The organism is Acinetobacter sp. 40AMC3-4, assembly GCF_049898185.1.
Classification (GTDB): domain Bacteria; phylum Pseudomonadota; class Gammaproteobacteria; order Pseudomonadales; family Moraxellaceae; genus Acinetobacter.
The window spans coordinates 25,294-50,161 of sequence record NZ_JAFCXG010000010.1; the positions used below are offsets into that span (position 1 = coordinate 25,294).

The following is a 24,868-nucleotide window of genomic DNA, read 5'->3' on the forward strand; positions in this document are numbered from 1 at the left end:
CTTGCCTTCCTTAATTTTTTCCAGAGATTTCATTAAAGAAAGCTTTGCTGTCCGGATCACGACCCAAGAAGTCTTTCACCATTTGCTCGCCATGCTTTTGTCCGCCTTGAGCCAGGACCGTATTACGATAATGCGCACCGACTTTCTTGTCCATGAGCTGATCACCAAAGGATGAAAGCATATCCAGGGCAATGACTTCAGACCACATATAGCTGTAGTAACCTGCCTGATAGCCGCCCATCAGATGCCCGAACTGTCCCGGGAACTGCTGACCGCTGACATAACCCAAGGCGGTCTTGCCTTCCATATCCTGCCAGAGTTTTAAAGGCTCAATGTTTTTTGCATCTTTACCATGCAGGGCCATATCATATTGGGCATATAAAGCCTGACGGGCATAATGCAGGCCTCGGCCGTAATTCTTCACATTCTTTAAGCGCTCGGTCATGGCAGCATCCACCCGAGGACATGCCGGCTCACAGTAATCTGCTACTTTTGACAAGGTTTCCAGACGACGTGCCCACTCTTCGTACATCTGTGACGGCGCTTCAACAAAGTCACGCTCTACCGAAGTACCAGATTGTTCTGTATAGCGGGTCTTCGAAAGAATCCCGTGCAAGGCATGACCCATTTCATGCACAAAGGTTTCCAGTTCATTGCTGTTCAAGCCCTTACGGTTAAAATTGGTCACCAGTACCGATACCGGACGACGCTGATTCAGGGTACTGCCGCCATAAGCTCCCCAGACAGCTGCATGCCCATATTTGCCTTCACGCGGGTATTTATCAACATATAATCCGCCAAGGAATTCGCCCGTAGCTTTGTCATGTACCGCATAATATTCCACTTCATCATGCCAGGCTTTGACTTTCACCGGCTTGAATTCAATGCCGTAGAGTTCCGAAGAAATAGCGAATAACCATTTTTGCGATGCTTCTGTCGGGAAATAATCCCGCAATTTTTCCTGGTCTACCTTGTATTTGGCCTGACGCAGTTTTTCACTCCAGTAACCCTGATTCCAGCGGGTAATTTCTGCTTTCTCTACTGGAACTTTTAAAGTTTCAGCCTTGAACTGGCGTAATTGTTCTACATCTTGCTTTTCTAGAGGTGCGACTTTGGCATAAACCTCATCCAGAAAACCGTTCACTGCTTCCGGAGTTTTGGCCATGCGGAATTCAAGTGCAGAATGGGCATAGCTTTCCTTGTCAAAAAGTTGTGCCATTTCATAACGCAGATCAATGGCATTTTTCATGAATTGCAGGTTTTGTTCGGTCCCGCGACGCGTGTAAGCGGTTTGGTAACGTTTGCGTGCTTCATCACTTTCTGCCAGCTCCATAAAAGGCTGGTATTCCGGATAATCAAAGCCAAGCAGATAATTGCCCTTTTCATTTTTCTTTAAATTTGCGATGTAACTTTCTGGCAGGCCTTTCATTTCAGCTGGAGTAAATTCAACTTTTTCAGGGTTATCCCGCACATTTTTGGAAAAATCCTGCCCCAGTTTGGTACTTTCTTCAATAATTTCTTTCAGTCGTTTCTGTTTTTCTGCACTGAGTTGTACCCCGGTGTTCTCAAACTGCTCGAGAATATCTTCTAAAAATTTCTGATCAATCGGATCGCTGGCTTTCAGTTTCTTGAACTGGGCATACAGTTTCGGATTCTGATACAGGGTGGTCTGGTATTTGCTGATTTTAAGTTCACAGTCATCGGCTGCCTGACGCAATGCAGGATCCGGATCGACATTACTGTACAGCCCTACTGCTGCACCGAAATCCCGGGCTTTGGCATGCAACTCATCCCATTCAGCCAGATAAGGCCCTGCCTTGGCTTTATTTTTAATTTTCTTATTTTCAAATATCTGGATATCTTTTTGCATGGAAGCCAGACTGGCATCACATAAAGACGGAATTTCTGCAGCCTTGAATAATGGCAGCAGCTGTACTTGGGTATCTGCCGCTACACCTTGATATCCCCCCATCATCATTAAACATAAGGTACTTAATTTTAAAGATTTTGATTTCATATTCATCTCCAGATTTTTTCTTAATTTTTCGTATTAATATCGATATACATCCATTCTGAAGACAGAATCGGATGGGACTTATGTCCAATAATTTGGGGTTGGGTCAAGGCATTACGGTAGGTGCTATAGAGCATCAAGGTCGGCATGTTGACTTCGAGAATCCGGGTCATTTTGCGATAAAGCAGATCACGCTCAGGGCCTGGTGGCATACTCTGGGTTTGCTCGTAAAGACGGTCGAATTCAGGATGCTTGAAACAGGCATTGTTGGTGACATTGACATTCTTGCCATAGAACAACTGCATAAAATTGTCAGCATCTGGATAATCGGCAATCCATGCAGAACTCTTAAACATGGTTTTACATTGCTTTTCCAGCTTGATGCCTTCAGCGAATGGCATGGCCTTACTGGTCAGCTGAATATGGATACTGTCCAGGGTCTTTTTCCAGAATTCACCCTGCTGCTGGCCCCGACTGGTATTCCCAGTAATCAGTTCAATCACCAGAGGTTTACCTTCAGGCGTCTTGCGCCAGCCATCTGCACCGATCTTGTAGTTATAGCGGTCGAGCAACATGTTGGCTGCTTTGACTGAATAGGGAATACTGCTTTTATAGGACGGTGAATAGCCTGCTACTCCTGGGGGAATAGGCATGTGGAGTTTTGCTCCATCTCCCTTAAGTAATACATTGATCATGTTTTCCACAGAAAATGCCATCGCCATGGCACGACGTAAGGCAATTTTTTCTGGCGCGAAACCACCCACGACCGGGTTTTGCATATTCCAGTAATGATAACTAATGGAGGGCTCTAAAATACGTGACAGCTTCACCCCCTGCTGAGCCAGCTCAGGCTTTAATTTATCGCCATCGAGGGCCTGAACGACGATATCACCCTCAATTTCGAGCAAGTCCAGTTCATTTTTCTTAAATGCCAGCATCCGTGATTGTGCTTCTTCAATCACACGCACATCAATGGTGCCGATTTGAGGCATTTTTTTGCCCTGCATCGCACTGACAATCGCCTGGTCTTCTGCACTATTGGCTTTATAATTCCATACAAAACCACGGTAAGCCGGATTCGGCTTTAAGATAATGCGTGATCCCGGTGTCCAGCGGCTAAGCACATAAGGTCCTGTACCGACCGGTTTACTCATCACCCAGCCAGCTTTGTCTTTGTACTTTTCAATGACTTCGCGGGCGACTGCAGCAGCCGGGCCGTGTGCCAGCAACATCGGAAAGTTCTGATCTGGATTATTCAGCTTGAGTACCAGCGTATAGCGGTCTGGAGTCTGAATGCCTTCAAATGGATTTTCATAGACTTTGCCATTTTTTTTGGCCATGGCTGTCCATGCTTCCAGCCCTTTGATCCGACCATCCAGCAACCAGCTATTTGGTGAATTAAGCTTTGGATCTAAGAGACGCTTTAGAGAATAAGCATAGTCATAGGCAGTCAGTTCACGTTTTTTACCGCCAAAGACCGGATCATCCGCAAAGTAAATGCCCTTTTTAACTTTAATCGTATAAGTCAAACCATCTGCACTGACCTGAGGCATATCTACCGCAGTCAATGGCACCAGTTTCGCTGGGGAAGCCAGATAATCATAGGTATATAAGGTTTCGAAAATCGCAGAGTTAATCTTGGCCGAATAACGGTCATGGATATAACCGGGGTCGAAACCGGTTTCAGCCGCGGGAAAGACCGTTTTTAAGACTTTATTTGGATTGGCGGGATTGGCAGCCCATGTGGGTGCAGCACCGGCCATCATTAAACTGGCCATTAAGACACCACTGGCCAGCTTTTTTAAAGCGTTTGTATTCACATTCATACTGGTTCTTAATCTTCTCAAGTTATTTTTTAACAGGTTCAATATCCAGATATTGCCAAACTGCTCTAGTCACCGGATGTGCCTTAAAGCCCTGTACCTGTGGGTGAATCAGCCAGTTACGTACCCGGGTATTGTGCAAAATCCATGGATTATCGGCCTCCATCTGGCGGTTCATCTGCTCATAATATGGAGTGCGTTGCTGAGGCGGCAGTTTCATCGCAGTTTGATACAGCGCGTCATAGGCTTTAGAGGTATAGCAGCTCAGGTTACCTTGCTGGGCATTTGGGCCATACAGCAACTGGGCAAAGTTTTCCCCTTCCGGATAATCTGCAATCCAGGCGCCACCCCACATCATATGTTTGCATTGAGTGGCTTCTTTTAAATTGTCGGCAAAGTTACTGACTTTAAATTCAACTTTTACCCCGATTGCATCCAGGTTCTTTTTCCATAGCTCCGCAGAAATAACGGAAGAGCTTGAGCTAGTCGAGTTCATTTTCAGAACCAATGGTTTGCCATCAGGCAAGGTGCGGTAACCGTCGACGCCTTTCTTGTAGCCAAAACGATCGAGCAGTTTATTGGCAATCAATGGGTTGTAGGCAATGCTGCTTCTATAATTCGGGTTATATCCGCCCACGCCTTCAGGAAGAATCATTTCAGCTTTAACAGCATGGCCCTTATATAGCTGCTGGATGGCTTCTTTCTGGTTATAGGACAAGGCAATGGCACGGCGTAGTGCAATTTTTTCCAGTGAGTTCCCACCAATCACCGGATCACGCATATTCATGATGGTATAGGTGATTTCCGGTTCTTTATTCGGATAATGCAGGATGCCTTTTTTCTTGTATTCACTTTTCAGCTGCTTATTTTCCAGTGCCTGTTCGGCGCCGCTCGCAGTGAGTTTGTCATAGTCCAGTTGTCCAGACTTTAAAGCCAGCCAGCGAGACTGTTCCTCTTCAATAATACTGATTTTGACCTTGCCAATTTGCGGCATCTGCTTGCCTTGCATGGCTTTGATAATACGTTGATCCCATTCGGAACCATCGCCCTTAAAGTTCCAGACAAAACCACGATAATTTGGGTTGGCGGTCAGTTCAATACGGCTACGCGGTACATATTTGTGTAATTGATACGCCCCTGTTCCAACCGGATGCTGACCTGCCCGATGACCATAATGTTCGATCACTTCCCGGGCGGTACCACTAAAAGCCACATAGGCCAGAATATACGGAAAATTCAGATCTGAACGGGTCAGGGTAATTTGTAAGGTATATTTATCTAGGGCTTTTAAACCGGCAATCGGAGCATCATAGTTAAATTTTCCCGTTTTTTTGGCCTGCTGGATGACTTGATCTGCGCCAAGAATTTTGCCTTCGATAAAGGAAAAAGAAGGCGAATGGTTTTTCGGATCCATCACCCTTTGCATGGAATAAATATAATCTCGGGCAACCAGTTCACGCTTCTTGCCCTGAAAGGCTGGATCCGGACTGAAATAAATTCCTGGCTTGATTTTAAAGGTATAAACTTTGCCATCCTGTTCAACGACGGGTAAAGACTCGGCGGTATTTGGGGCCAAAATTGCAGGCCGGGCCAGATAGTCATAACGCAACAAAGGCTCGAAAATGGCCTCAGCAACGCTACCACTATAAAAATTATAGGTTTTGACCATATCAAAACCATCATCAGGTGCTTCGAAAGCCAGGTTTAAAACTTTATCCGGATGTGCAGATGATTTTGCCCAGGCAGTTTGCCCCGAGCTCATAGCCAAGGCCAAAATCGTCATGCTAAAAAGTGCTGATTTCAAATTTGTACCTATTCTTTATCTTGAAGTTTTATTGCTATAGGAAGTTTTAAATACATCATCCCATATTTGCTTCAATGGATGGGTCAAAGCTGGACAGATGGAATAAACTGAACAAAGCGAATTTCATGCCATCCTTGCAAAAAATAGGGATTTCTTCCTGTTTTTAACTGAAAAAAGTTTATTTTTATTAATTATTTAAAACATTATGAATAACATAATATTTTCCATGAATCATTAGTTAAATTTTTATCCTCAAAATTCTTACTGAAGTTCATTTCGCACAAAAATAACTCAACCCTGTTTCATCTTATTGCACTATTGTATACCTTTAGGTAAACAATAAATAAACACAAGTAATTGTATTATAAATAATTTATTTTAAAAAAATATTGTATATTTTATGTAAAAATTATGCACCATGATTAAACTTTATTCAATTTCCCTCTCATTTTTGGACTACTTTCTTATTCATTAAATATTTATTTATTGCTTTGACAGGGGTCTCACTTCCTTCTTTCTTCAGATTCGATACACAGACTTCTTAATTTTTCTTCAGTATCGCTCGATAAATTCAAACCTCATTCAATTAAATCAATATTTTTCAATAATTTAAAAATATAAAAATATAAAATTTTATAAGTTGGCATCCGCCTTGCTTAGATCAACCCAGCACTACTTCACATAACAAAAGGGTGAAATTTACGATGAAAAAAAATAAATTGGTCGGATCTATGGGGGCTCCAACAGTTGGCAAGACAATACTCAAGTTAAGTACGCTTACCTTAAGTATGATGTGCTTGTCTTTGGCACATGCAGCCGATGAACCAGAAAACTCTGCCGCTCAACCTACCAAGGTTCAAAAAGTGACAGTGACAGGTTCATCTATTAAAGGAGTAGCTGCACAAAGTGCATCTCCTATTACTGTGCTTAAAGTCGAAGATCTGGTGAATCAGGGGGTCACCACGGTTGAAGAAGCCATTAATAAAGTAAGTGCTAACCAAGCTGGTTTTGCTGTTTCTCAAAATATTGGTAAAAGTAATACTTCAGGTTCTTCTGCCAACCTGCGTGGGATTGGTACTGATAAGACCTTAGTTTTATTAAATGGGCGTCGTTTGGCTAACAGCCCATTTAGTACTTCTGAAGTTAACCTGAATATTATTCCGCTCGCGATGGTTGAGCGAATCGAGATTCTGCGTGATGGTGCTTCTGCAGTATATGGTGCAGATGCAATTGCCGGCGTAATTAACTTTATTATCAAAAAGGAATACCAAGGTTTCGGTATTTCTGGTGGACTGCAAGCACCTGAAGAAAAGAATGGCGACAAATATGATGTCTCTATTTTCGGTGGTTATGGTGATCTGGATGAACAAGGTTTCAACGTTTACGGTGTAGTAGATTATCGTACTTCTGACATGATCATGGCCAAAGATCGTAAAGTCAGCCGTCGTGGTGGTTTAATTCCAGAGTTGAACATGGCGATCGGTTCAAGTGCCGGCTTCCCTGCCAACCTTTTAGATTCAGGTGTAGGTGTAGTTAACCCTTATATCAATCAAAACTGTAATAATGCACCAAATATGTTTGTATCTGGTACACGTTGCCTGTTAAACACTCAAGCACTCATTGGTATTACTCCAGAAGAAGAAACTTTTTCAGCTCTAGGTAAAGGTACCTTCAAATTAACCGATTCATTAAATGCGGTTGCTGAATATATTTATACTGAAAGTAAAGTAAAAACCTCGATAGCACCTGATGTATGGGGAGGTAGTCTTTCTATTCCAAATACCAGCAAATATTATCCAGGCAACGGCATTACACCAGACATCACTGGTCTGGTAGATCCAAGAGCAGCACTTTATTTACGTTCACAATCAGGTAACCGTGTTTCTCAATCAGAAAATGAATCAAACCGCTTTTTTGCAGGGATTGAAGGTGAAGTCTACGGTTGGGATGTAAATGGTGGCGTTACTTATGCCAAAAGTGAAGCAACTGATAATTTCGTCAGTGGTTACCTGAATCAAAGTTTGGTTCAAGCCGCACTTAATGATGGCACCTTAAACCCATTTGGTCCTCAGGCCGCTGCAGATGCTGGGAAATGGTCTACTTTTGATGTGGCAGGCCCAACAAATATGGCAAGTCTGGATTCTACCACTATAGATTTCACCGTCAGCCGTCCAATCTATGAACTACCTGCAGGTGAAGTTGGATTTGCCTTGGGTGGTAGCTACACCACTCAGGACTGGGAAGCCAAGGTGAATGCCGATCTTGTTCGCCAGGTTCCAGGTTCTGGTATTGATCCAAATAAACCGTCAAGTTCAGGTGACCGTGATATTACTGCGGTGTTTACTGAATTACATGTACCGATCTTGCCGACTCTAGAAGCTCAACTTGCGGCACGTTATGATGACTATAGTGACTTTGGTGATACTTTCAATCCAAAAGTATCCCTACGTTGGGAACCGGTTAAAGAGTTAATGTTCCGTAGTTCTTATAGTACTGGATTCCGTGCCCCAAGTATGTGGGAAATCAACTCTTTACAAAGTGAAACCAATACTAGCACTAACTTCAATAACCCACGTTTTTGTGATGCTAACGGTCAACCGACCAGCACCCAATTTGCAGACCAATGTGGTATGCAGTTCAAGCGTAAACAAGGTGGTAACCCAGACTTACAGCCAGAAGAATCAACCTCTTTTACAGCCGGATTCGTATATGAACCAATCAAGAATCTGGTATTCACCGCTGATTACTACAATATTGACATTGAAGGTTTAGTCAGCTCAGTTACTCCTAATGACATTTTTAATGACCTTGATCGCTATGGCAATCTGATCGTTTACGCTCCAGATGGTCGTATCCAGTATTTAAATACAACTCTACAAAATATGGGTGGATTAAAAACTGAAGGGATTGACCTCAGCCTGAACTACTTAAGCCCAATGACAGCAACAGGTCGTTTTGGTTTTGGGATTGATGGTACCTATGTCATCAAAATGGATGAGCAAGAAGAACCAAACGGTGAATGGGAAGGGCTCGTCGGCATCTATGATGATCCTGCAGTCGTCCGCTGGAGACATATTGCCAATATCAACTGGTCTTATGAAGACTGGAAAATGAGACTAGAACAACAATATATCCGTGGTTATGAAGACTTTTCTCAAGAACGTGATGTAAGTGCCTATACGCTTTATAACTTTGCAGGCACCTATAGCGGATTCAAGAATTTAGAGCTAACTGCAGGTATTCGCAACATGTTTGATGCAGAACCACCTGCTTCTGATGCAACCAACAATGCTCAATATGGCTATGACCCTCGTCACGGTGATCCAATGGGCCGTACCTACTTCCTACGTGGTACTTATAAATTCTTTTAATTAATTACTTCGCAAACACTGCTGCCAAGCGGTGTTTGCGGTTTTCCCCGTTTAATTTTAGCCAAACAAAAAATAATGCTGCCTGTAACTAAAAAAATTTTCTCATCAGTGCACTATTTCCTGTTTGTCTTAAATTCTAGGAGTCATGATGGGCACAAAGTTTGAAGACTTAGAAAAAAACTCCGCCAAAAAACTGACTGGTATTGGGGTCGTTGTTTTTTTGCATATCCTGGTTGGCCTGGTACTCATGGCTGGTATGGCAAAAGACATTATTAAACCAACGGAACAGCCAGTTGAGCTAATGATTATTCAAGATATTAAGCCGCCTGAACCTGAGCCACCAAAAGAAACACCACCTGAACCACCAAAAATCGTGGAAAAAGTAGCACAAGTGCCTGAGGTGAAACCGGTTGAAAAAGTCGTTCCTGTACAGAAAACACTTCCAACACCAACCCAACCGACAACTGTTGCAGTACCTACTCCCGTTGCAGCGAGTCCTTCACCAAGTCCGGTAGCAGCACCGGCTCCAGTAGTCGCAGCCGCTCCAGCCCCAGCTCCTCCACCCGCTGGCGTAACTCGTGGTGTTTCACAAGGTGAAGCAGGTTGTAAACGCCCAGACTATCCACGTGATGCACTGATGAATGAAGAACAAGGTGAAGTCTTGATCTCTGTATATGTAAATACCACCGGCAAGGTCCAGGATGCCAAAGTGAAAAAGTCGAGCGGTAGTCGTGCGCTGGATCGTGCAGCATCCAAGGCCTTCAGCTTATGTACTTTCAAGCCGGCAATGAAAAATGGCGAACCGCAAGAATCTTGGTATGACATTCCATATGAATTTGTCCTTGACTAACAGATACAACAGATAAAGAAAAAAATCAGGAGATCCATGATGAAAAAATCACTAAAACCTTTAAAAAATATGACTGCTGCTGGTGTAATTGCCATGAGCACTTTATTACCTCTGCAAACAGTTTTTGCAGAACAGTCCGCTACCCCCAATACCAGTGCTGTCACTGAGACAGTGGTAACAACACCTGCAACAGCGGCTACACCGACCCCGCCACCACTGCCTGCTGAAGCTAGCGATGAAAAGGCTGGATATAATCCTTATGGCCTAGAAGCCATGTGGAAAGAAGGTGATATTGTTTCTAAAATCACTTTGTTTATTCTGGTGGTCATGTCGATCGGTACCTGGTACATCATGATCAGCAAATGCCTGCAACAAGGCAAGATTCGCAAACAGGCTAAGCAAGCTGAAAATACTTTCTGGGAATCATCTTCTCTAGATAATGCAACCGAGAATCTGGATGAAGCCAGCGTCTACCGTTTTATTGCGGAAAAAGGTATCAAGTCAACCAAAAATCATGGTGGCACATTACTTGAGCGTATTGATTTCAATACCTGGGTCACCATTTCGATTTCCCGTGCAATCGACAAAATCCAGAACCATCTGAGTGGTGGCCTGGCCTTCCTTGCGACAGTAGGTTCTACTGCGCCCTTTGTTGGCCTGTTTGGTACGGTTTGGGGTATCTATCACGCACTTACCGCGATTGGTGTTTCAGGACAAGCATCCATTGATAAAGTTGCCGGCCCAGTCGGTGAAGCACTGATCATGACAGCCATCGGTCTGGCAGTCGCAGTTCCTGCCGTGCTTGGCTACAACTGGTTAACGCGTCGTAATAAAGCGGTCATGGAAGAAGTGCGTACTTTTGGTTCTGATTTACACGCAGTATTACTCAGCGGTGAAATTACAACCAATAATCCTGTTAATCGTGACGTGAAGTAAGAGTGAGGCATCAGCCATGGGAATGATGGTCAATTCAAACGACAGCGATGATGAGGTAATTGGAACCATTAATACCACCCCTTTGGTTGATATTATGCTGGTTCTGCTCATTATCTTCCTGATTACTGTACCGGTTGCCATTCATACCGTACCTGTCGATCTACCCGAAGAAAGAAATGTACCGTATGAAACCAAACCGGAAAACATCCAGCTGGCTGTCAATAAAACTGGCGATATTTTCTGGAACGAAATCTATATCGCAGATAAATCAGTTTTACTGACCCGTTTACAGGCAGAAGCCCAAAAACGTCCGCAGCCTGAAGTGCATATCCGTGGTGATCAGTTAACACCTTATGAGGCAATTGATCAGGTGATTAGTACCACCCAACAGGCCGGTATCGGCAAAATTGCTTTTGTCACCACTCCGCCCGCTACACCTTAAGCACAAAGAGGGATTAAGTTTATGGGTATGAATGTTGGTTCAAATCAAGACGATGATGTGATGTTAGATGTCAATATGACGCCACTAATTGATGTCATGCTGGTCTTGCTGATTATGTTTATTATCACAATTCCTTTGCCGAATAACTCGATTAATATCGATCTACCGAATGGAACGCCTCCTGTAACCGATGAAAAACCGCCTGAGCTGGTGGAATTACGTCTGGATGCACAAGGTAAGATTTTCTGGAATGAACAGCCGGTAGCAAATACCCAAGCTCTGGAAAACTTATTCAAGACAGTAGCGCAAAAAGCGGATCAGGATCAGATTAAAATCAAGGCGGATCGTGCCACTGAATATAAACATATCGCTATGGTCATGGCGGCAGCTCAAAGGCTGGAGGTCAAAAAAATTGGCATTATGAGTAACAACAACTAAGTATTTTCAAGATATAAAAAACCCAGCATGTGCTGGGTTTTTTATTCATCCGGTTTTACATCTGTGACTGAATATAATTTTGCAGACCAATCAGTTCGATTAAGCGCAATTGTTTTTCTAACCAGTAAGTATGGTCTTCTTCGGTATCCGACATTTGCTGGCGTAACATATCACGGCTGATATAGTCACCTTTCTCTTCGCACAGTTTGATGCCCTGCGCCAGTTTTTCCCGCACATGATATTCAAGTTTTAGATCGGCTTTCAGGCAGCTCACCACATCCTCGCCAATCTCAACGTCATCGCGCTGCATGTTTGGCGTTCCTTCAAGGAACAGAACACGACGGATAATCGCATCCGCATGCTGGGACTCTTCTTGCATTTCGTGATCGATACGTTCAAAGATTTTGGTCAATCCCCAATCTTCATACATACGAGAGTGAATCAAGTATTGGTCACGAGCAGCCAGTTCGCCACCGATCAACATATTTAAATAATCTACGACTTCTGGATTTCCGCGCATTTGAATAACTCCCTACCTGTATTTTGCTATTATGGCGAAAAGCAATTGAATTTGCAAAGCTTAACCATGGTTAAATATTTGATTTTTATATAATTAAAATGAGAAGTACTTGCATTTACACTTTGTTCTTAATGAAATCCCATTTATAAAACAACACTTTGCACTTTCATTACGCTTGGCAATAACCTAAAACTGGCGAATAAACACATGCGTTAAAATTTGTAAATCTTAATTTTGACCAGACAGATTCATTCTTTTTGTATAAACATCACTGCATTGGCGTACTTCATGCTTAAATTTCGCTTATCATTCACACAAATTTAAAACAACAACGGTTCCGATATGACACATCCACAAACAACAGCGCCTGTTCTGGTTACCGGTGCATCGGGTTATATTGCCAGCTGGGTCATCCAGAAATTACTCACGCAAGGCTATACCGTACATGCCACGGTGCGTGACCTGAATAAAAGTAAAAGCTTTGCCCATTTAGAAAAAATTGCCGACAGCACTCCGGGAACTCTCAAGTTATTTCAGGCCAATTTATTAAGCCCGGGTTCTTTTGATCAGGCGATGCAAGGCTGTGAAATTGTCTTTCATATGGCCTCACCTTTTGTGGTCACCAACTATAAAGATGCAGTCAAAGATATTATCGAACCTGCGGTGTTAGGCACTGAAAATGTATTGAATAGTGTCAATCAGATCGAATCAGTGAAACGCGTGATCGTCACATCGAGTATCGCATCTACCTATGGCGATGCCATTGATATTCTACAAACTGAAAATAACAGTTTTGATGAATCATGCTGGAATACCACCAGTTCGGCCACGCATCAGCCCTATCCTTATTCCAAAGTCATGGCAGAGCGCAAAGCCTGGGAAATGGCTGAAGCACAGGATCGCTGGGATCTGGTCTGTATCAATCCGGCACTGGTTTTTGGTCAATCCTTAACGCCAAATACCCAATCCGGTAGTGTAGAAGTCCTGCAACAGTTTGCCAACGGCATGACTTTGCTTGGTGTCCCGCCGATGTGGAATGGCGTGGTCGATGTTCAGGATGTCGCTGAAGCACATATCCGTGCGGCGTTTAATCCGCAAGCGCATGGCCGTTATATCATTTGTAGTGAAAGCTTGAGCCTGCTGGAAATGGGCCAAATTCTACGGGCACATTTTGGCAATAAGTTTCCGTTCCCGCGCAATCAATTGCCGAAGGCAGCTTTCAAAATGTTCGGACCTGTAGCAGGTTTTAGCCGCAAATTTGTAGAGCTAAATATGGGTTATCCAATTTTCTTTAATGCCCAGAAAAGTAAAAATGAGCTCGGCATTGAGTATCGTCCGGTGAAAGAAAGTCTGGTTGAACATTTCCAGCAGCTGCTCGATGATGGTGTCGTGAAAAAATATATTCCTTAATCTTTTTATGCAAAAAGCCACCCGAAGGTGGCTTTTTTAACTCTTATTCTTTCATGAAATGTGCAGAGATTTAGGCTTCAAGCTGACCATAGTCTTGCATCAAGCCAATAAACTGTTGTTCATTGATCACTGGAATACCAAGTTTTTCTGCTTTATCCAGTTTTGAGCCAGCTTTTTCACCCGCAACCACACATTTGGTTTTGCTGGATACACTGCCACTGACTCGTGCACCTAAGGCTTGCAATAACTGGGTTGCATCATCTCGTCCCATACTGCTTAAAGTCCCGGTGACCACCCAGCTTTCGCCGTTTAACGGCTGACGCGTTGGTGCAATCGGTGCATCCCAGTGAATACCGGCAGCCAGTAAACGATCCAGAACTTCCAGATTATGTGGCGCCTTGAAGAAATCCAGAATCCATTCCGCAGTAATATCGCCTACATCCGGAGTTTTCTTTAAAGCCTCCAGATCTGCCTGACGCAATGCCTCCAGTGTCTGGAAAGTATTGGCCAGCATACGTGCCGTAGTTTCACCCACCCCACGAATACCGAGTGCATAGATAAAAGCAGCCAGTGTGGTTTTTTTGCTGTTTTCAATCGCATCCAAAAGATTCTGAACCGATTTGGCGCCCATCTTTTCAATACCGAGCAAAGTCTCACGATGTTCATGTAGATGGTAAATATCTGAGACATCTTTGAGTAGATTCAGATGCAGTAACGATTCTGCCCAACGGTCACCCAAGCCTTCAATATCCATGGCTTTACGTGAGACAAAGTGACGAATGGCCTCAATACGTTGCGCGGCACAATACAGCCCACCAGAACAGCGTGCCAAGGCTTCGCCTTCCGGCATGACCACGGGTGAATCACAGACTGGGCATTGCTCAGGTAAATGCACTTCGACTGCATCAACCGGGCGAAATTCTGGCCAGACTTTTTCCACCTTAGGAATTACATCGCCACTACGATAAACACTGACGGTATCACCAATACGTACATCCAGACGGTGAATTTCGCCGATATTATGCAGCGTCACATTGGAAACAGTTACTCCTCCGACAGCGACTGGATTTAAACGCGCAACCGGCGTCAATGTTCCAGTACGACCCACTTGCCAGTTAATATTTTCTACTGTGGTCAGTGCTGCAACTGCCGGAAATTTATAGGCGGTGGCCCAACGCGGTTCACGGCTCAGGAAACCGAGTTGTTGCTGCTGTTTCAGGTCATTGACCTTGATCACCATGCCATCGATTTCGACACTGAGACTGGCACGCTCATCAATGATCTGTTCATAGACCTTTTGCACGTCTTGAATACTGTCACAGATAAAGTGACGCTCGCCAACCGCAAAACCGAACTGATGTAACCATTCCAGACTGGCAGACATGGTGGTTTGTCCATGATGCGGCACGCACTGAGCAATCCCATAAGCATAAAAAGCCAATGGCCGCGAGGCAGCAATATTCGGGTCCAGCTGACGCAAACTTCCTGCCGCAGCATTACGCGGATTGGCAAAGGTCTTTTCACCTTTAGCCGCATTGGCTGCATTCAGTTTCTCAAAACCGGATTTTGGCATCAACACTTCGCCGCGTACTTCCAGCAAATCGGGAATGATGCCATTCACCTGAGATAAAAGTTTCGGCAGGTTGCGAATAGTTCTGACATTCTGGGTGATGTCTTCACCGGTTTCCCCATCGCCGCGCGTCACCCCACGTGTCAGTACGCCATGCTCATACCAGAGTGAAATGGCCAGACCATCAAATTTCAGTTCAACATCATATTCAATTTTTTGATTTGGCAAACGTTCTTCAATACGGCGGGCAAAAGCCAGCAAATCTTCCTGATTAAAGACATTGCCTAATGACAGCATCGGCACGGCGTGTGTTACGGTCACAAATTTTGAAAGCGCCTGCCCACCCACTTTATCGGTTGGGCTATCAGACTGGATCAGATCAGGATATTGTTGTTCTAAGGCTTTGAGCTGATGAAAGAGCTGATCATATTCACTGTCTTCAATGCTCGGTTGATCCATCACATAATAAGCATGGTTATGCTTGGCAAGCAGTTGAATCAGTTGACGCATTTGCGCAATGACAGTGGCATCTTGGGTCATAATTTCACCATAAAAAAGGGCGGAAAATCCGCCCTGTAGAATATTCAGCTTTTGGCTATTATAAAAATTGCAGTCTACAGATTCAACTTGGAGATTGAACAAAGCAGCCTTAAACTTCCGTACCTTGTCCAGCACGATAATCAATAGCCTGATGGCGCCAGAATTCACGTAATTGTGGAGTAAATTCCTGCTGGTTCTGATCATAGACCAGACCATCGACTTCACGGGCAATCAAACGTGAAATACTGTCCATGGTATCAAACGCATTTTGTACATCGCTATGCGGTAAAGCCAGGAAGAATGCCAGACCTTTCACTTCCTGAGTCGACAGGGTTTCCAGATCAAAGCCTTCCATTCCGGTATCGGTCATTTGCAATACCGAAAACAGCAGTTTTGAACCATCTTCACTATAACGGTGGAAACAGGCCAATTCACCATAACGCAGGCCATATTTCAATAAAACCTTCAAGGTTTTATCACCCGAAAGTACACGGCCTTGTGGATAGATATGCAAAGAAATAATGGTTTCAGCATTGGACAAAGCACTTTCTTCATCCACTATTTTTTGCTCATGCAGATGTGCATCCAGAATACTGCTTTCATCATTAAATTCAGAAATTTCTGCTTTTTCGATGTTTCTGTTCAGGCTGAATTCAGGCATTTCTTCCTTGGTTTCAGTCTGGCTATTCTTATGTTCTGCTTCTACCTGTTGAACATCCGCTGCTGTTGCTACCGACTTTGCCACTCCTTCAGCTTCTGTTGACGGGACAACTGCAAGAGTTTCGACCGCTGCCGGCTCAATCGGAGTTGATTCAGCCTTGTGAAATACTGAAGGCTTTTCAGGAGCCGGTTCATCTATACCCAGGCTTGGCTCGATACGATCAGATTCGACATCCTGTTGTGCCAATTGAGAACGTACATGCCTTGGAATGATCGGTGTCTGGCTATCCGGGTCGATATGCAGGTTGGCATCCAGTGAAGGTACAGCCTCTACAGGTTTTTTGAACAGCATTCTTATACCAAACAGCATAATCACAATTGCGATAACAATCCCGATAATGGTGGTGATTTCCATATTATACCTCCGCAGCTAGGCCGTATTCTTTTGCCTGTTCCAAATTAACTGTCACTAATTTTGATGTTCCCGGTTCAGGCATGGTTACACCCAAAAGATCAGTCGCCATCATCATTGCAAGTTTGTTATGGGTAATATAAATAAATTGCACGTGTTCAGAAAGCTCTTTGACTAAATTACAAAAGCGTCCCACATTGGCATCATCCAGCGGTGCATCGACTTCATCCAGTACACAAAATGGTGCCGGATTTAAGCGAAAAATCGCGAAGACCAATGCTAATGCAGTTAAAGCCTTTTCTCCACCCGAGAGTAAGGCCAATGAGCTGTTTCGTTTACCCGGTGGTCGGGCCATCAGTTTTACCCCCGACTGCCAGCCATCTTCAAGGCTTAAACTCGCCTCACCACCTTCAAAGACTTTCGGGAACAGGTTTTGCAGTTCAGCATTGACCTGATCAAACGTGTGCATAAACAGTTTACGGGTTTCCTGGTCAATACTTTTCATTGCAGCCTGTAGCTGTTCAACCGTATTTTCCAGATCCTGCATCTGATGACTCAGTTCCTCATAACGTTTTGACACTTCTTCATATTCTTCAGAAGCCGCCAGATTGACTGCACCGAGTTTATCAAACTGAGCCTGAGCTTTTTCCAGTTTCGCCTGATGTGCTTTAACATCAATATCGAGCCCGGAAATTACTTCACTATTCAATTCTTTCAGTTGTTCAGAATAATGCTGCAAATCAGATTTGGCTGCCTGCCAGGCCAGACGTTTTTCTTCCAGTGTAGTGCGGAGTTTTTCATCCTGCTGCTGGAAGCTGTGACGCTGTTCGGTCAGCTGCTGCTGTTTGCTCTGCACCTGATTTAATTCAATCTGCCAGTCGGCCCAGGTCTTTTGCAGCTTTTCAGTGATCTGCGCCTGTTCATTGAACTGGCTCTGTAAAGCAGGTAATTCCAGCTGTACCGGATCGACAAACTTTTTGGCTTGTTCGATTTGTGCAGTAATTTGCTGAGACTGTTCTTTTAGGAAAACCTGATCTTTTTCCAGTAATTCAATCTGCTGCTGGCTTTGCACATTTTGCCGGCGCAACACTTCCAGTTCCTGCTGCGCTTGCTGATTGAGCTGCTGTGAGTCATCCAGCTGAGCACTCAATTCTTCTAGCTGGAATTGCAGGGTTTTATAATTTGGTAGCGCCTGTTCCAGTTTGATATTCAAGGCATGCAGATCAATTTCCAGATCATCTTTCTGCATGGCATCTTCTTCAAGCTGCTCATCCAGTTGTTGTAACTGATGCTGTAATTGCTGCTTTTGCAATGCGAAAGCCTGAGCACTACTTTGTACTTTGGCAATATTGACATCGAGTTGCTGCAGCTGCTTTTGGGTATGCTTGTGCTGCTCACTGATGCTTTGAATCCGGCTTTGCAAAGCTTTAACCTGATCGGTGAGTTCAGGTAACTGCTGCTCCAACTGCATAAACTTAGGTTCAAGTTCTGCAAGTTGCTGCTCGATTTCATCCAGACGGATTCGATGACTCAATGCACCTTGTCCAGCCTGACTGGCCTCATCATAGTCCAGGGCAATCACCCAATCCGCACCAACATGGTAGCCATCTAAACTCAGTAATGTCTGGCCTTGTAATAACTCAGTTTGAAGCGGCAATGCTTGCGCTAATGTATCTACGACTCCAACTTGCTGCCACAGTGAATAATGCGGAGATTCAATCCAGTCGGCCAGACACATCGTATTGGCAATCTGAATTTTATTCTGAACAGCCTGTTGTTTTAACTGACGCGCACAATCTTCAAGGAAGTGCTCGCCCTCTGTCAAAATCTGGGCAGACAGCCACTTAGCCAAAAACTTTTCGATCAGGCTGGCATGTACCTTGCTTGCATCATTGAGCTTAAGTACATGCATTAGCTGTACCGCATTACTCTTAGCATTTGGGTTGGCTTTGGTCAGTAATTGGCTCAGGTTTTTCTTTTCTGAATGAAGTACCTGAATTTCAGATCTGAGCTGCATCAAGCGCTGTTGTTGGGTCGCCTGCTCTTCCTGAATCTGCTCGAATTGAGTTCTTAAATCTGTTAATTGAATTTCATAGCCAACGATTTGCTGTTCAGCTTGGGCTTTGTCTGCCTGATACTGCTCCAGCTCATCTTGCTGCGCCTGTTGCTGAATCTGTGCACTTTGCTGTTGGAGCGTCTGTTTCTGCTGTTCAATCCGCTCAATATTCTTTGCCAGTTGCTCGCTTTGAGCCAACATCTGTAATTTACGCTGTTGCTGCTGTTCGACCTGGGTTTTGATCTGGGTAAATTGCGCTGCCACAGTGCTATGCTGTGACTTGAGCTCAGTCAGATTTTGGCTTTGCGCCTGACTCTGGCCATCTTGCTGCTGCAATTGTGCCTGCTGATCTTCAAATTGCTGCTGCAAGGTTTCGAGTTGCAGTTCAATCAACTGCAAACGCTCTTTGGTTTGGGCTTTTTGCTGTTCCAGTTTGACCAGACTGGTGGAATTCTGCTCCAGCAAAGACTGCTTTTGTTGCAGGGTCATTTCTAGTTCAGCCAGTTTTTTCTCGGCCTGTTGCCATTCACTTTGCAAAGGGGTGGATTGCTGAATCAGACGCTGAAACAGTTCACTGGTACTGCCCAAATCATGTTCAACGGTAGTCAGTTCAGAGCGCACCAGCTTAAAATTTTCCCCGAGCATATTCATCTCAAGGGTATATTCTTCTTGTAAGCGCTGGCTCTGCTCACATTGAAAAGACAGAATTTCAATCTTGATGGTACGTATCTGCCCTTCCAGTTCTTTATATTGAATCGCACTTTCCGACTGACGTTTCAGGGTTTTTAGCTGAGATTTCAGTTCGGAGGCGATATCTCCCAGACGCGACAGGTTTTGTGTGGTGTGATCCAGATGCAGCATGGTTTCACGGCGACGCGCCTGATAACGCGATACCCCGGCCGCTTCCTCAATATAGACCCGCATTTCATCTGGCTTGGCATCGACCAGGCGGTTAATCATGCCCTGTTCAATAATCGCATAAGAACGTGGCCCAAGACCGGTACCAAGGAAAATATCGGTAATATCACGACGACGGCATTTGCTGCCATTCAGAAAATATTCAGACTTGCCATCGCGGTTGACCTGACGGCGTACTGCCAGTTCATTATAGGCATTATAAGCACCGCCCAGCTTGCCATAGGTATTGTCAAAGCGCAGTTCTACACTGGCCATGCCCACCGGTTTACGCTTGGCAGTTCCGGTGAAAATCACGTCCTGCATGCTGCCACCACGCAACTGGCGCGCACTGGACTCACCCATGACCCAGCGTATGGCATCAATGACGTTGGATTTACCACAACCGTTCGGTCCCACCACCGCAGTACGATTATCTTTAAAATGTAAAGTGGTACTGTCGGCAAAAGATTTAAAGCCTGAAAGTTTTAAACTGCTTAAACGCATAATGTCCTGATTTAACGTCGTGAGCGTCTGGCCCACGCGAGTTCAATTTGTTTCATCCGTGTCAGAGATTCCAACACAAGGTTGCGCAAGTGTCGACAAAAATCTTCCATAAATAAAGTGGCCTGATGGCTTTTTCGTATCAAAATTGCTTCAGTGACCAGTTTAAATAAGTCGAAAGATTCCTGTAACTCGCGTCTGGAAATATTCAGGGTCAGAAAATAGCTCCGACGCAAAGAAGGCAGCAGTTCCTGATAGTAGCGCATCAGATAAGGATTCCCGACCATCTCATGCTGCTGGGCCATGCCCTGAAAGATCAGATCATAAAACTTTTCGGTGTGTCCTTGGCGGGTTTCTGCTTCTAATTGCTCTAATAATAGCTGAATGCGCTCAGCTTCATGCACACGCCAGGTTTCCGCCATGCGATGCACCATCTGCCCGAGCAATAACGAGGTCATATCAAATAAGGCACGCACCTGCAAGGCCGACATTTCCGAGACAATCGCCCCACGGCGCGGAAAGATTTCAATCAGCTGGGTGCGTTCCAGCAAAAGCAGGGCTTCACGAACCGAACCCCGACTGACATCAAGCTCCGAGGCAATCCTGAGCTCCTGTATACGTTCGCCTTCGACCAGTTCACCGCGAATAATCTGTTCACTAATGTGCTTGGCAATCTGCTCAGACAAACTCTGCGCTTGTTCTAATGGCATACCGTTCCTGTCTTTATTTTTATGGATACTGGTTTAGCCCTTGATTTGGACTATGTTGCTATTAAACGGGTTTTTATCCATAAATACTTTGACATTGTCAGACAATCTTATGTCTATATAGCCAACTCAAGCCCATAAAAAAAGGAGAATAGTCATCTATTCTCCTAATACGGTACATCAGTCCAACCTAAAAGGTTTAAATCAGGCCATAAAACCTTGATAAATAAAATACAGGCCGACGGTGGTCAGTAGTGCAGCAAAACATTTTTTTAATACGGCCGGTGAAAGCAGATGTGCCACTTTTGCCCCTAGCTTGGCCGTGAAAAAACTCATCATGCTGATACCGATAAAGGCATAAATATGAATATAGCCAATAGTATTTGGCACGGTGACCTGCGCCTGTTTACCAAACCAGATAAAACCCAGTGCACCTGCGACGGCGATCGGCAATCCACAGGCCGCAGAGGTCGCCACTGCTTTTTGCATCACGATTCCGCAGCGATTTAGAAATGGGACTGTCAGACTTCCCCCGCCAATCCCAAAGATCGCCGATGCCACACCGATCCCACCACCTGCAGCAATTTGTACCGGGGTTGAAGGCAATTTTTGATTCGGATCGATCTGAATATGCGCTCCCCTGAACATTCTAAATGCCACCCAGACCGCAAAGAAGCCAATCAGTAATTGCAAACCCTGACCAGATAAATAATCGGCAATCCCCGCCCCCAGGAAAGAACCAATGATCAGACCTGGCGCCAGATTACGAAACACGGGCCATAGCACTGCCCCTCGTTGATGATGCGCCATCACCGAACTGATAGAAGTCACAATAATTGTTGCCAAGGAAGTACCCACCGCCATATGCATAATCACGCTGGGATCGTACTGAAGCTGGGTAAAAACAATGTACAGGATCGGCACAATAATCAAACCACCGCCGACCCCAAACAGGCCTGCGGTGAATCCGGCAATTGCACCAATCAATAAATATATGATTAACTCCATAACGATATTTACCACGTTTAGATTCAAATGGATGTAGAAACTCGTGAACTGCAACAACGATTAAGCGATGCAGGCCAACTCCCGGAAGTATTACTCATCAAACCGATTACTACATCGACCAATGATGATGTGCGCGAATTGGCAACGAAGGGGGTACAGCAGGTTCTGGTATGCAGTCATGTGCAGACCCAAGGCCGTGGACAGCGTCAACGTCAGTGGATTTCACCTGAAGGGAACATCTATTTAAGCACATTGCTGCATACACAAAAACCCATTGATGGTCGTCTGGCGCTGGAAATTGCGTTAAATATCCTGCAAATGCCAAGTCTAAAAGGCCTGGAATTACAGGTAAAATGGCCGAATGACCTGTATAGCCTGCATGGAAAATGGGGCGGTATTCTGGTCGAGCCGGTTTCAACGACACAGGTGGTGGTCGGGGTCGGACTAAATATTGATCCTCTGCCCACCAACCTTCCAGACCAGCTGGTCAGTTCCCTGAGCGAGCTGGGTTTATCTCGCACTTCAAGAGTCGAGCTGATTGCCCAGTTATATCTGGCGATTCAACAAGCCGGGCAATGGTTTAATTATGGCAGTCAAAACCTGGCGGCGCGTTTCAATCGATCGGCTGCATTTATGCAACAAACGGTTGAATTTACCGATGTGCAAGGGCAATATTCCGGTACTTTTCTGGGGATTCAGGACGATGGTGCAGTCAAGATTTTGACCGATCAGGGAATCCAGACCTTTTATCAGGGACAGCTCCGCCTTAAACACGGTGGATGAACAGGCATACAGCAATGAAAAAATTATGGTTGGATATCGGCAATACCCGGCTTAAATACTGGATTACCGAGCATGATCAGATTATTGAACAGGCAGCAGAATTACATTTACAGTCCCCTGCTGATTTGTTACTTGGCCTGATCCAGCATTTCAAAGCGCTGGGCTTGCATCAGGTAGGTCTATCCTCTGTCCAAGATAAAATCAATAATGAGCGCATTCTCAGCATTTTAGAAAGCCTGCATATTCCAGTGATTTTTGCTCAAGTACAGGCAGAATATGCCGGTCTGATCTGTGGCTATGATGAACCTTCGCAACTGGGCATTGACCGCTGGTTACAGGTACTTGCAGTGGCGACGCAAGCGCATGAAAATTATTGTGTGATTAGTTGCGGTACGGCGCTGACCATTGATCTGGCGCAAGGACAACAACATTTGGGTGGATTTATTCTGCCAAATCTATACTTGCAGCGTGACTCCCTAATTCAGAATACCAAAGGCATTAAAATTCCGGATGCCGCTTTTTCTGAACTCAATCCTGGACGCAATACCATCGATGCGGTACATCATGGCATCCTACTTGGTCTGCTGAGTATCATCGAAAAAGTATTGCGTGATTTCCCTGCACAGTTGGTTTTAACTGGTGGAGATGCGCCGCTGTTTGCGCAACATCTCGCTCAGTATCAGCCCCGGATTGAACCGGATCTTTTGCTTAAAGGCCTGCAGCATTTTGCAGCTCATTTGCCAGACACTGTTTGATAATGTCCAGCAATTGCGGAAAATCGGCAAAGCCATCGGACTTGTTGAAATGCCCGGCTTTTTTGATCTCAAAAATTTGTGCATTCAAGCTATGTGCTAAACGCAAGGAAATCGGTGCAGGCACATAGGGATCATTACTGGAGATCAGCATCACCGCACGTTTATAGCTATACGGCAAGTTTTTCAGATCGAGTCGCACAGCCTGCAGTATTTTATTCAGTTCTGACCAGGCCACCAGCGGTGTATCAAAGGCCGAGACCAGAATGATGCCGCCGATCTTGTGTTGCTGCTGAATATAATGTTCCTGTAAAAAGTTTAAAACACTGACGCAACTCAGGCCATGTGCAACTAAAAAGGTATGTTCATCCATCTGCGGAATGTGCAGTTTCAGATTCTGCTGCCACTCTTCTAAATCAGGCTGAAAAGGGTTGGCCAGCATAATCCGTTTAGACTCAAAACCGGCATTTTTAAGCTGGCGACTGAACCAAGGGTACCAGTGATCATTGGAGGTCGCCTGATAATCCGGCACGATATAGACTTTCTTTATTATATTTTTCATAGTGATTTACTTATTATCATTGAACGCAAATTGCGTCGACAAAAAATAAGTTTTAACCAGTCTGGAGATGGAATTCAAGTGCCTTTTTGAACACCATCTCATGTTAAATTTTAAAATTTAGCGAATACAATAACATGCCTAAATTTAAGATTTAATCAGATAAGGTTCGATTACTTTCCAGAGTTCTGGCAAATCAGTACAGCCTTGAGAATCAATAAAATGTCCGTGATGCTTGGCATTCACCACAATGGCATCCAGACTGTCCGCCTGTTCCAGACTAAATTCTGGTGCAACCCGGTCATCTCCTTCGGAGTAGATCACCACACGCTCTGCAACCTGTTGTTTGAGTAAATCAAAATTGATTTCAGCGGCATCAATAAAAGGGTTTACTTCATCCAGGCGGTCCAGCCGGCCATTAAATCCCGCGATCAATACCAGTTGCTGAATTTTCTGCTGTTTTAATTCTCTGGATAGGTAATGTAATGCGGCTACAGTTCCCAAGCTATGTGCAATAAAGATACTGTCCTCATCAATTGTATCAATCTGTTCACGCATTTGCTGATCCCAGGTGTCCAGTGTCGGTGTAGTTGATGGATCGAGCCGGAGGACTTTTAAACCGACATTTTCCTGTTGGGCTTTTTCCTGAATCCAGGGGTACCAGTTTTCTTCCGGGCTTGCAGTATAACCATGTACGACAATTACTTGGTTCATTTGAAATTTCTCTTTATTTTGTGCTGATATTCCCGAGTCTGCCTGATCGGATTTTTATTTTGGGTAAGTAAATGTTGTTTTGTTTAAACCGGTTTGACTAT

19 protein-coding genes are annotated in these 24,868 nt (G+C 44.5%); 8 read left to right on the forward strand and 11 right to left on the reverse strand.

The genetic code is table 11. The features are described 5' to 3' along the window. Positions 1–10 precede the first annotated feature (10 nt). From ACP7BU_RS11850 to ACP7BU_RS11860, 3 genes are read right to left on the reverse strand one after another with little or no spacing between them, the layout of a single operon-like run. A complete protein-coding gene (locus tag ACP7BU_RS11850; protein WP_425879996.1) occupies positions 11–2,017 on the reverse strand; it encodes a M3 family metallopeptidase in 2,007 nt (668 codons plus the stop codon). 20 nt (positions 2,018–2,037) lie between these two features. Next, positions 2,038–3,840, reverse strand: coding sequence for an ABC transporter substrate-binding protein (locus ACP7BU_RS11855; RefSeq protein ID WP_425879995.1), 1,803 nt, complete (start codon positions 3,838–3,840; stop codon positions 2,038–2,040). A gap of 22 nt (positions 3,841–3,862) precedes the next feature. Continuing rightward, positions 3,863–5,620: an ABC transporter substrate-binding protein gene (locus ACP7BU_RS11860; protein WP_425880005.1), complete on the reverse strand. Its 1,758-nt coding sequence runs from the start codon at positions 5,618–5,620 to the stop codon at positions 3,863–3,865. A 725-nt stretch (positions 5,621–6,345) separates the two neighbouring features. Between ACP7BU_RS11860 and ACP7BU_RS11865 the strand changes: the two genes are divergently transcribed. From ACP7BU_RS11865 to ACP7BU_RS11885, 5 genes are all read left to right on the forward strand, one after another. After that, positions 6,346–9,012 carry a TonB-dependent receptor gene (locus ACP7BU_RS11865; RefSeq protein WP_425879994.1) on the forward strand — a complete coding sequence of 889 codons (2,667 nt, stop codon included), beginning with the start codon at positions 6,346–6,348 and terminating at the stop codon, positions 9,010–9,012. Positions 9,013–9,160: 148 nt separating this feature from the next. Beyond that, positions 9,161–9,862, forward strand: a complete 702-nt coding sequence (locus ACP7BU_RS11870) for an energy transducer TonB (protein ID WP_004646084.1) — start codon at positions 9,161–9,163, stop codon at positions 9,860–9,862. Between the two features lie 36 nt (positions 9,863–9,898). Next, a complete protein-coding gene (locus ACP7BU_RS11875; RefSeq protein WP_115736958.1) occupies positions 9,899–10,798 on the forward strand; it encodes a MotA/TolQ/ExbB proton channel family protein in 900 nt (299 codons plus the stop codon). A 16-nt stretch (positions 10,799–10,814) separates the two neighbouring features. Continuing rightward, positions 10,815–11,240 carry an ExbD/TolR family protein gene (locus tag ACP7BU_RS11880; RefSeq protein WP_312328960.1) on the forward strand — a complete coding sequence of 142 codons (426 nt, stop codon included), beginning with the start codon at positions 10,815–10,817 and terminating at the stop codon, positions 11,238–11,240. A gap of 21 nt (positions 11,241–11,261) precedes the next feature. Continuing rightward, positions 11,262–11,678, forward strand: coding sequence for an ExbD/TolR family protein (locus ACP7BU_RS11885; protein WP_004279208.1), 417 nt, complete (start codon positions 11,262–11,264; stop codon positions 11,676–11,678). A gap of 55 nt (positions 11,679–11,733) precedes the next feature. On the opposite strand, the gene ftn is transcribed toward ACP7BU_RS11885, so the two are convergent. Beyond that, the gene (gene ftn / locus ACP7BU_RS11890; RefSeq protein WP_004279207.1) at positions 11,734–12,198 is read right to left on the reverse strand and encodes a heteropolymeric bacterioferritin subunit Ftn; all 465 of its coding nucleotides are present in this window, start codon (positions 12,196–12,198) and stop codon (positions 11,734–11,736) included. Between the two features lie 342 nt (positions 12,199–12,540). Between ftn and ACP7BU_RS11895 the strand changes: the two genes are divergently transcribed. After that, positions 12,541–13,608, forward strand: a complete 1,068-nt coding sequence (locus ACP7BU_RS11895; RefSeq protein ID WP_425879993.1) for an SDR family oxidoreductase — start codon at positions 12,541–12,543, stop codon at positions 13,606–13,608. A 70-nt stretch (positions 13,609–13,678) separates the two neighbouring features. Here ACP7BU_RS11895 and ligA read toward each other — a convergent pair whose 3' ends face one another. The 5 genes from ligA to ACP7BU_RS11920 form a co-directional block, all read right to left on the reverse strand. Then, on the reverse strand, positions 13,679–15,718 hold the full coding sequence (ligA, locus tag ACP7BU_RS11900) for an NAD-dependent DNA ligase LigA (protein ID WP_425879992.1): 2,040 nt from the start codon (positions 15,716–15,718) through the stop codon (positions 13,679–13,681). 109 nt (positions 15,719–15,827) lie between these two features. Further along, positions 15,828–16,793: a cell division protein ZipA C-terminal FtsZ-binding domain-containing protein gene (locus ACP7BU_RS11905; RefSeq protein ID WP_153566704.1), complete on the reverse strand. Its 966-nt coding sequence runs from the start codon at positions 16,791–16,793 to the stop codon at positions 15,828–15,830. Between the two features lies 1 nt (position 16,794). Continuing rightward, a complete protein-coding gene (gene smc / locus ACP7BU_RS11910; RefSeq protein WP_425880004.1) occupies positions 16,795–20,247 on the reverse strand; it encodes a chromosome segregation protein SMC in 3,453 nt (1,150 codons plus the stop codon). Positions 20,248–20,258: 11 nt separating this feature from the next. Next, positions 20,259–20,954 (reverse strand): GntR family transcriptional regulator, encoded by a 696-nt coding sequence (locus ACP7BU_RS11915; protein ID WP_004730660.1) that lies wholly within the window; start codon positions 20,952–20,954, stop codon positions 20,259–20,261. A gap of 201 nt (positions 20,955–21,155) precedes the next feature. After that, positions 21,156–21,959, reverse strand: coding sequence for a sulfite exporter TauE/SafE family protein (locus tag ACP7BU_RS11920; protein ID WP_005247146.1), 804 nt, complete (start codon positions 21,957–21,959; stop codon positions 21,156–21,158). 27 nt (positions 21,960–21,986) lie between these two features. On the opposite strand from ACP7BU_RS11920, the gene ACP7BU_RS11925 reads away from it, so the two are divergent. Together ACP7BU_RS11925 and ACP7BU_RS11930 are read left to right on the forward strand one after the other, a co-directional pair. Beyond that, on the forward strand, positions 21,987–22,742 hold the full coding sequence (locus tag ACP7BU_RS11925; RefSeq protein WP_253113731.1) for a biotin--[acetyl-CoA-carboxylase] ligase: 756 nt from the start codon (positions 21,987–21,989) through the stop codon (positions 22,740–22,742). Positions 22,743–22,756: 14 nt separating this feature from the next. Next, positions 22,757–23,497, forward strand: coding sequence for a type III pantothenate kinase (locus ACP7BU_RS11930; RefSeq protein WP_129717274.1), 741 nt, complete (start codon positions 22,757–22,759; stop codon positions 23,495–23,497). Here ACP7BU_RS11930 and ACP7BU_RS11935 read toward each other — a convergent pair. Both ACP7BU_RS11935 and ACP7BU_RS11940 read right to left on the reverse strand, forming a co-directional pair. Then, positions 23,451–24,056 carry an RBBP9/YdeN family alpha/beta hydrolase gene (locus tag ACP7BU_RS11935; protein ID WP_005104858.1) on the reverse strand — a complete coding sequence of 202 codons (606 nt, stop codon included), beginning with the start codon at positions 24,054–24,056 and terminating at the stop codon, positions 23,451–23,453. The genes ACP7BU_RS11930 and ACP7BU_RS11935 overlap by 47 nt on opposite strands. A gap of 144 nt (positions 24,057–24,200) precedes the next feature. Continuing rightward, positions 24,201–24,767 carry an RBBP9/YdeN family alpha/beta hydrolase gene (locus ACP7BU_RS11940; RefSeq protein WP_425879991.1) on the reverse strand — a complete coding sequence of 189 codons (567 nt, stop codon included), beginning with the start codon at positions 24,765–24,767 and terminating at the stop codon, positions 24,201–24,203. Between the last annotated feature and the right edge of the window lie 101 nt (positions 24,768–24,868).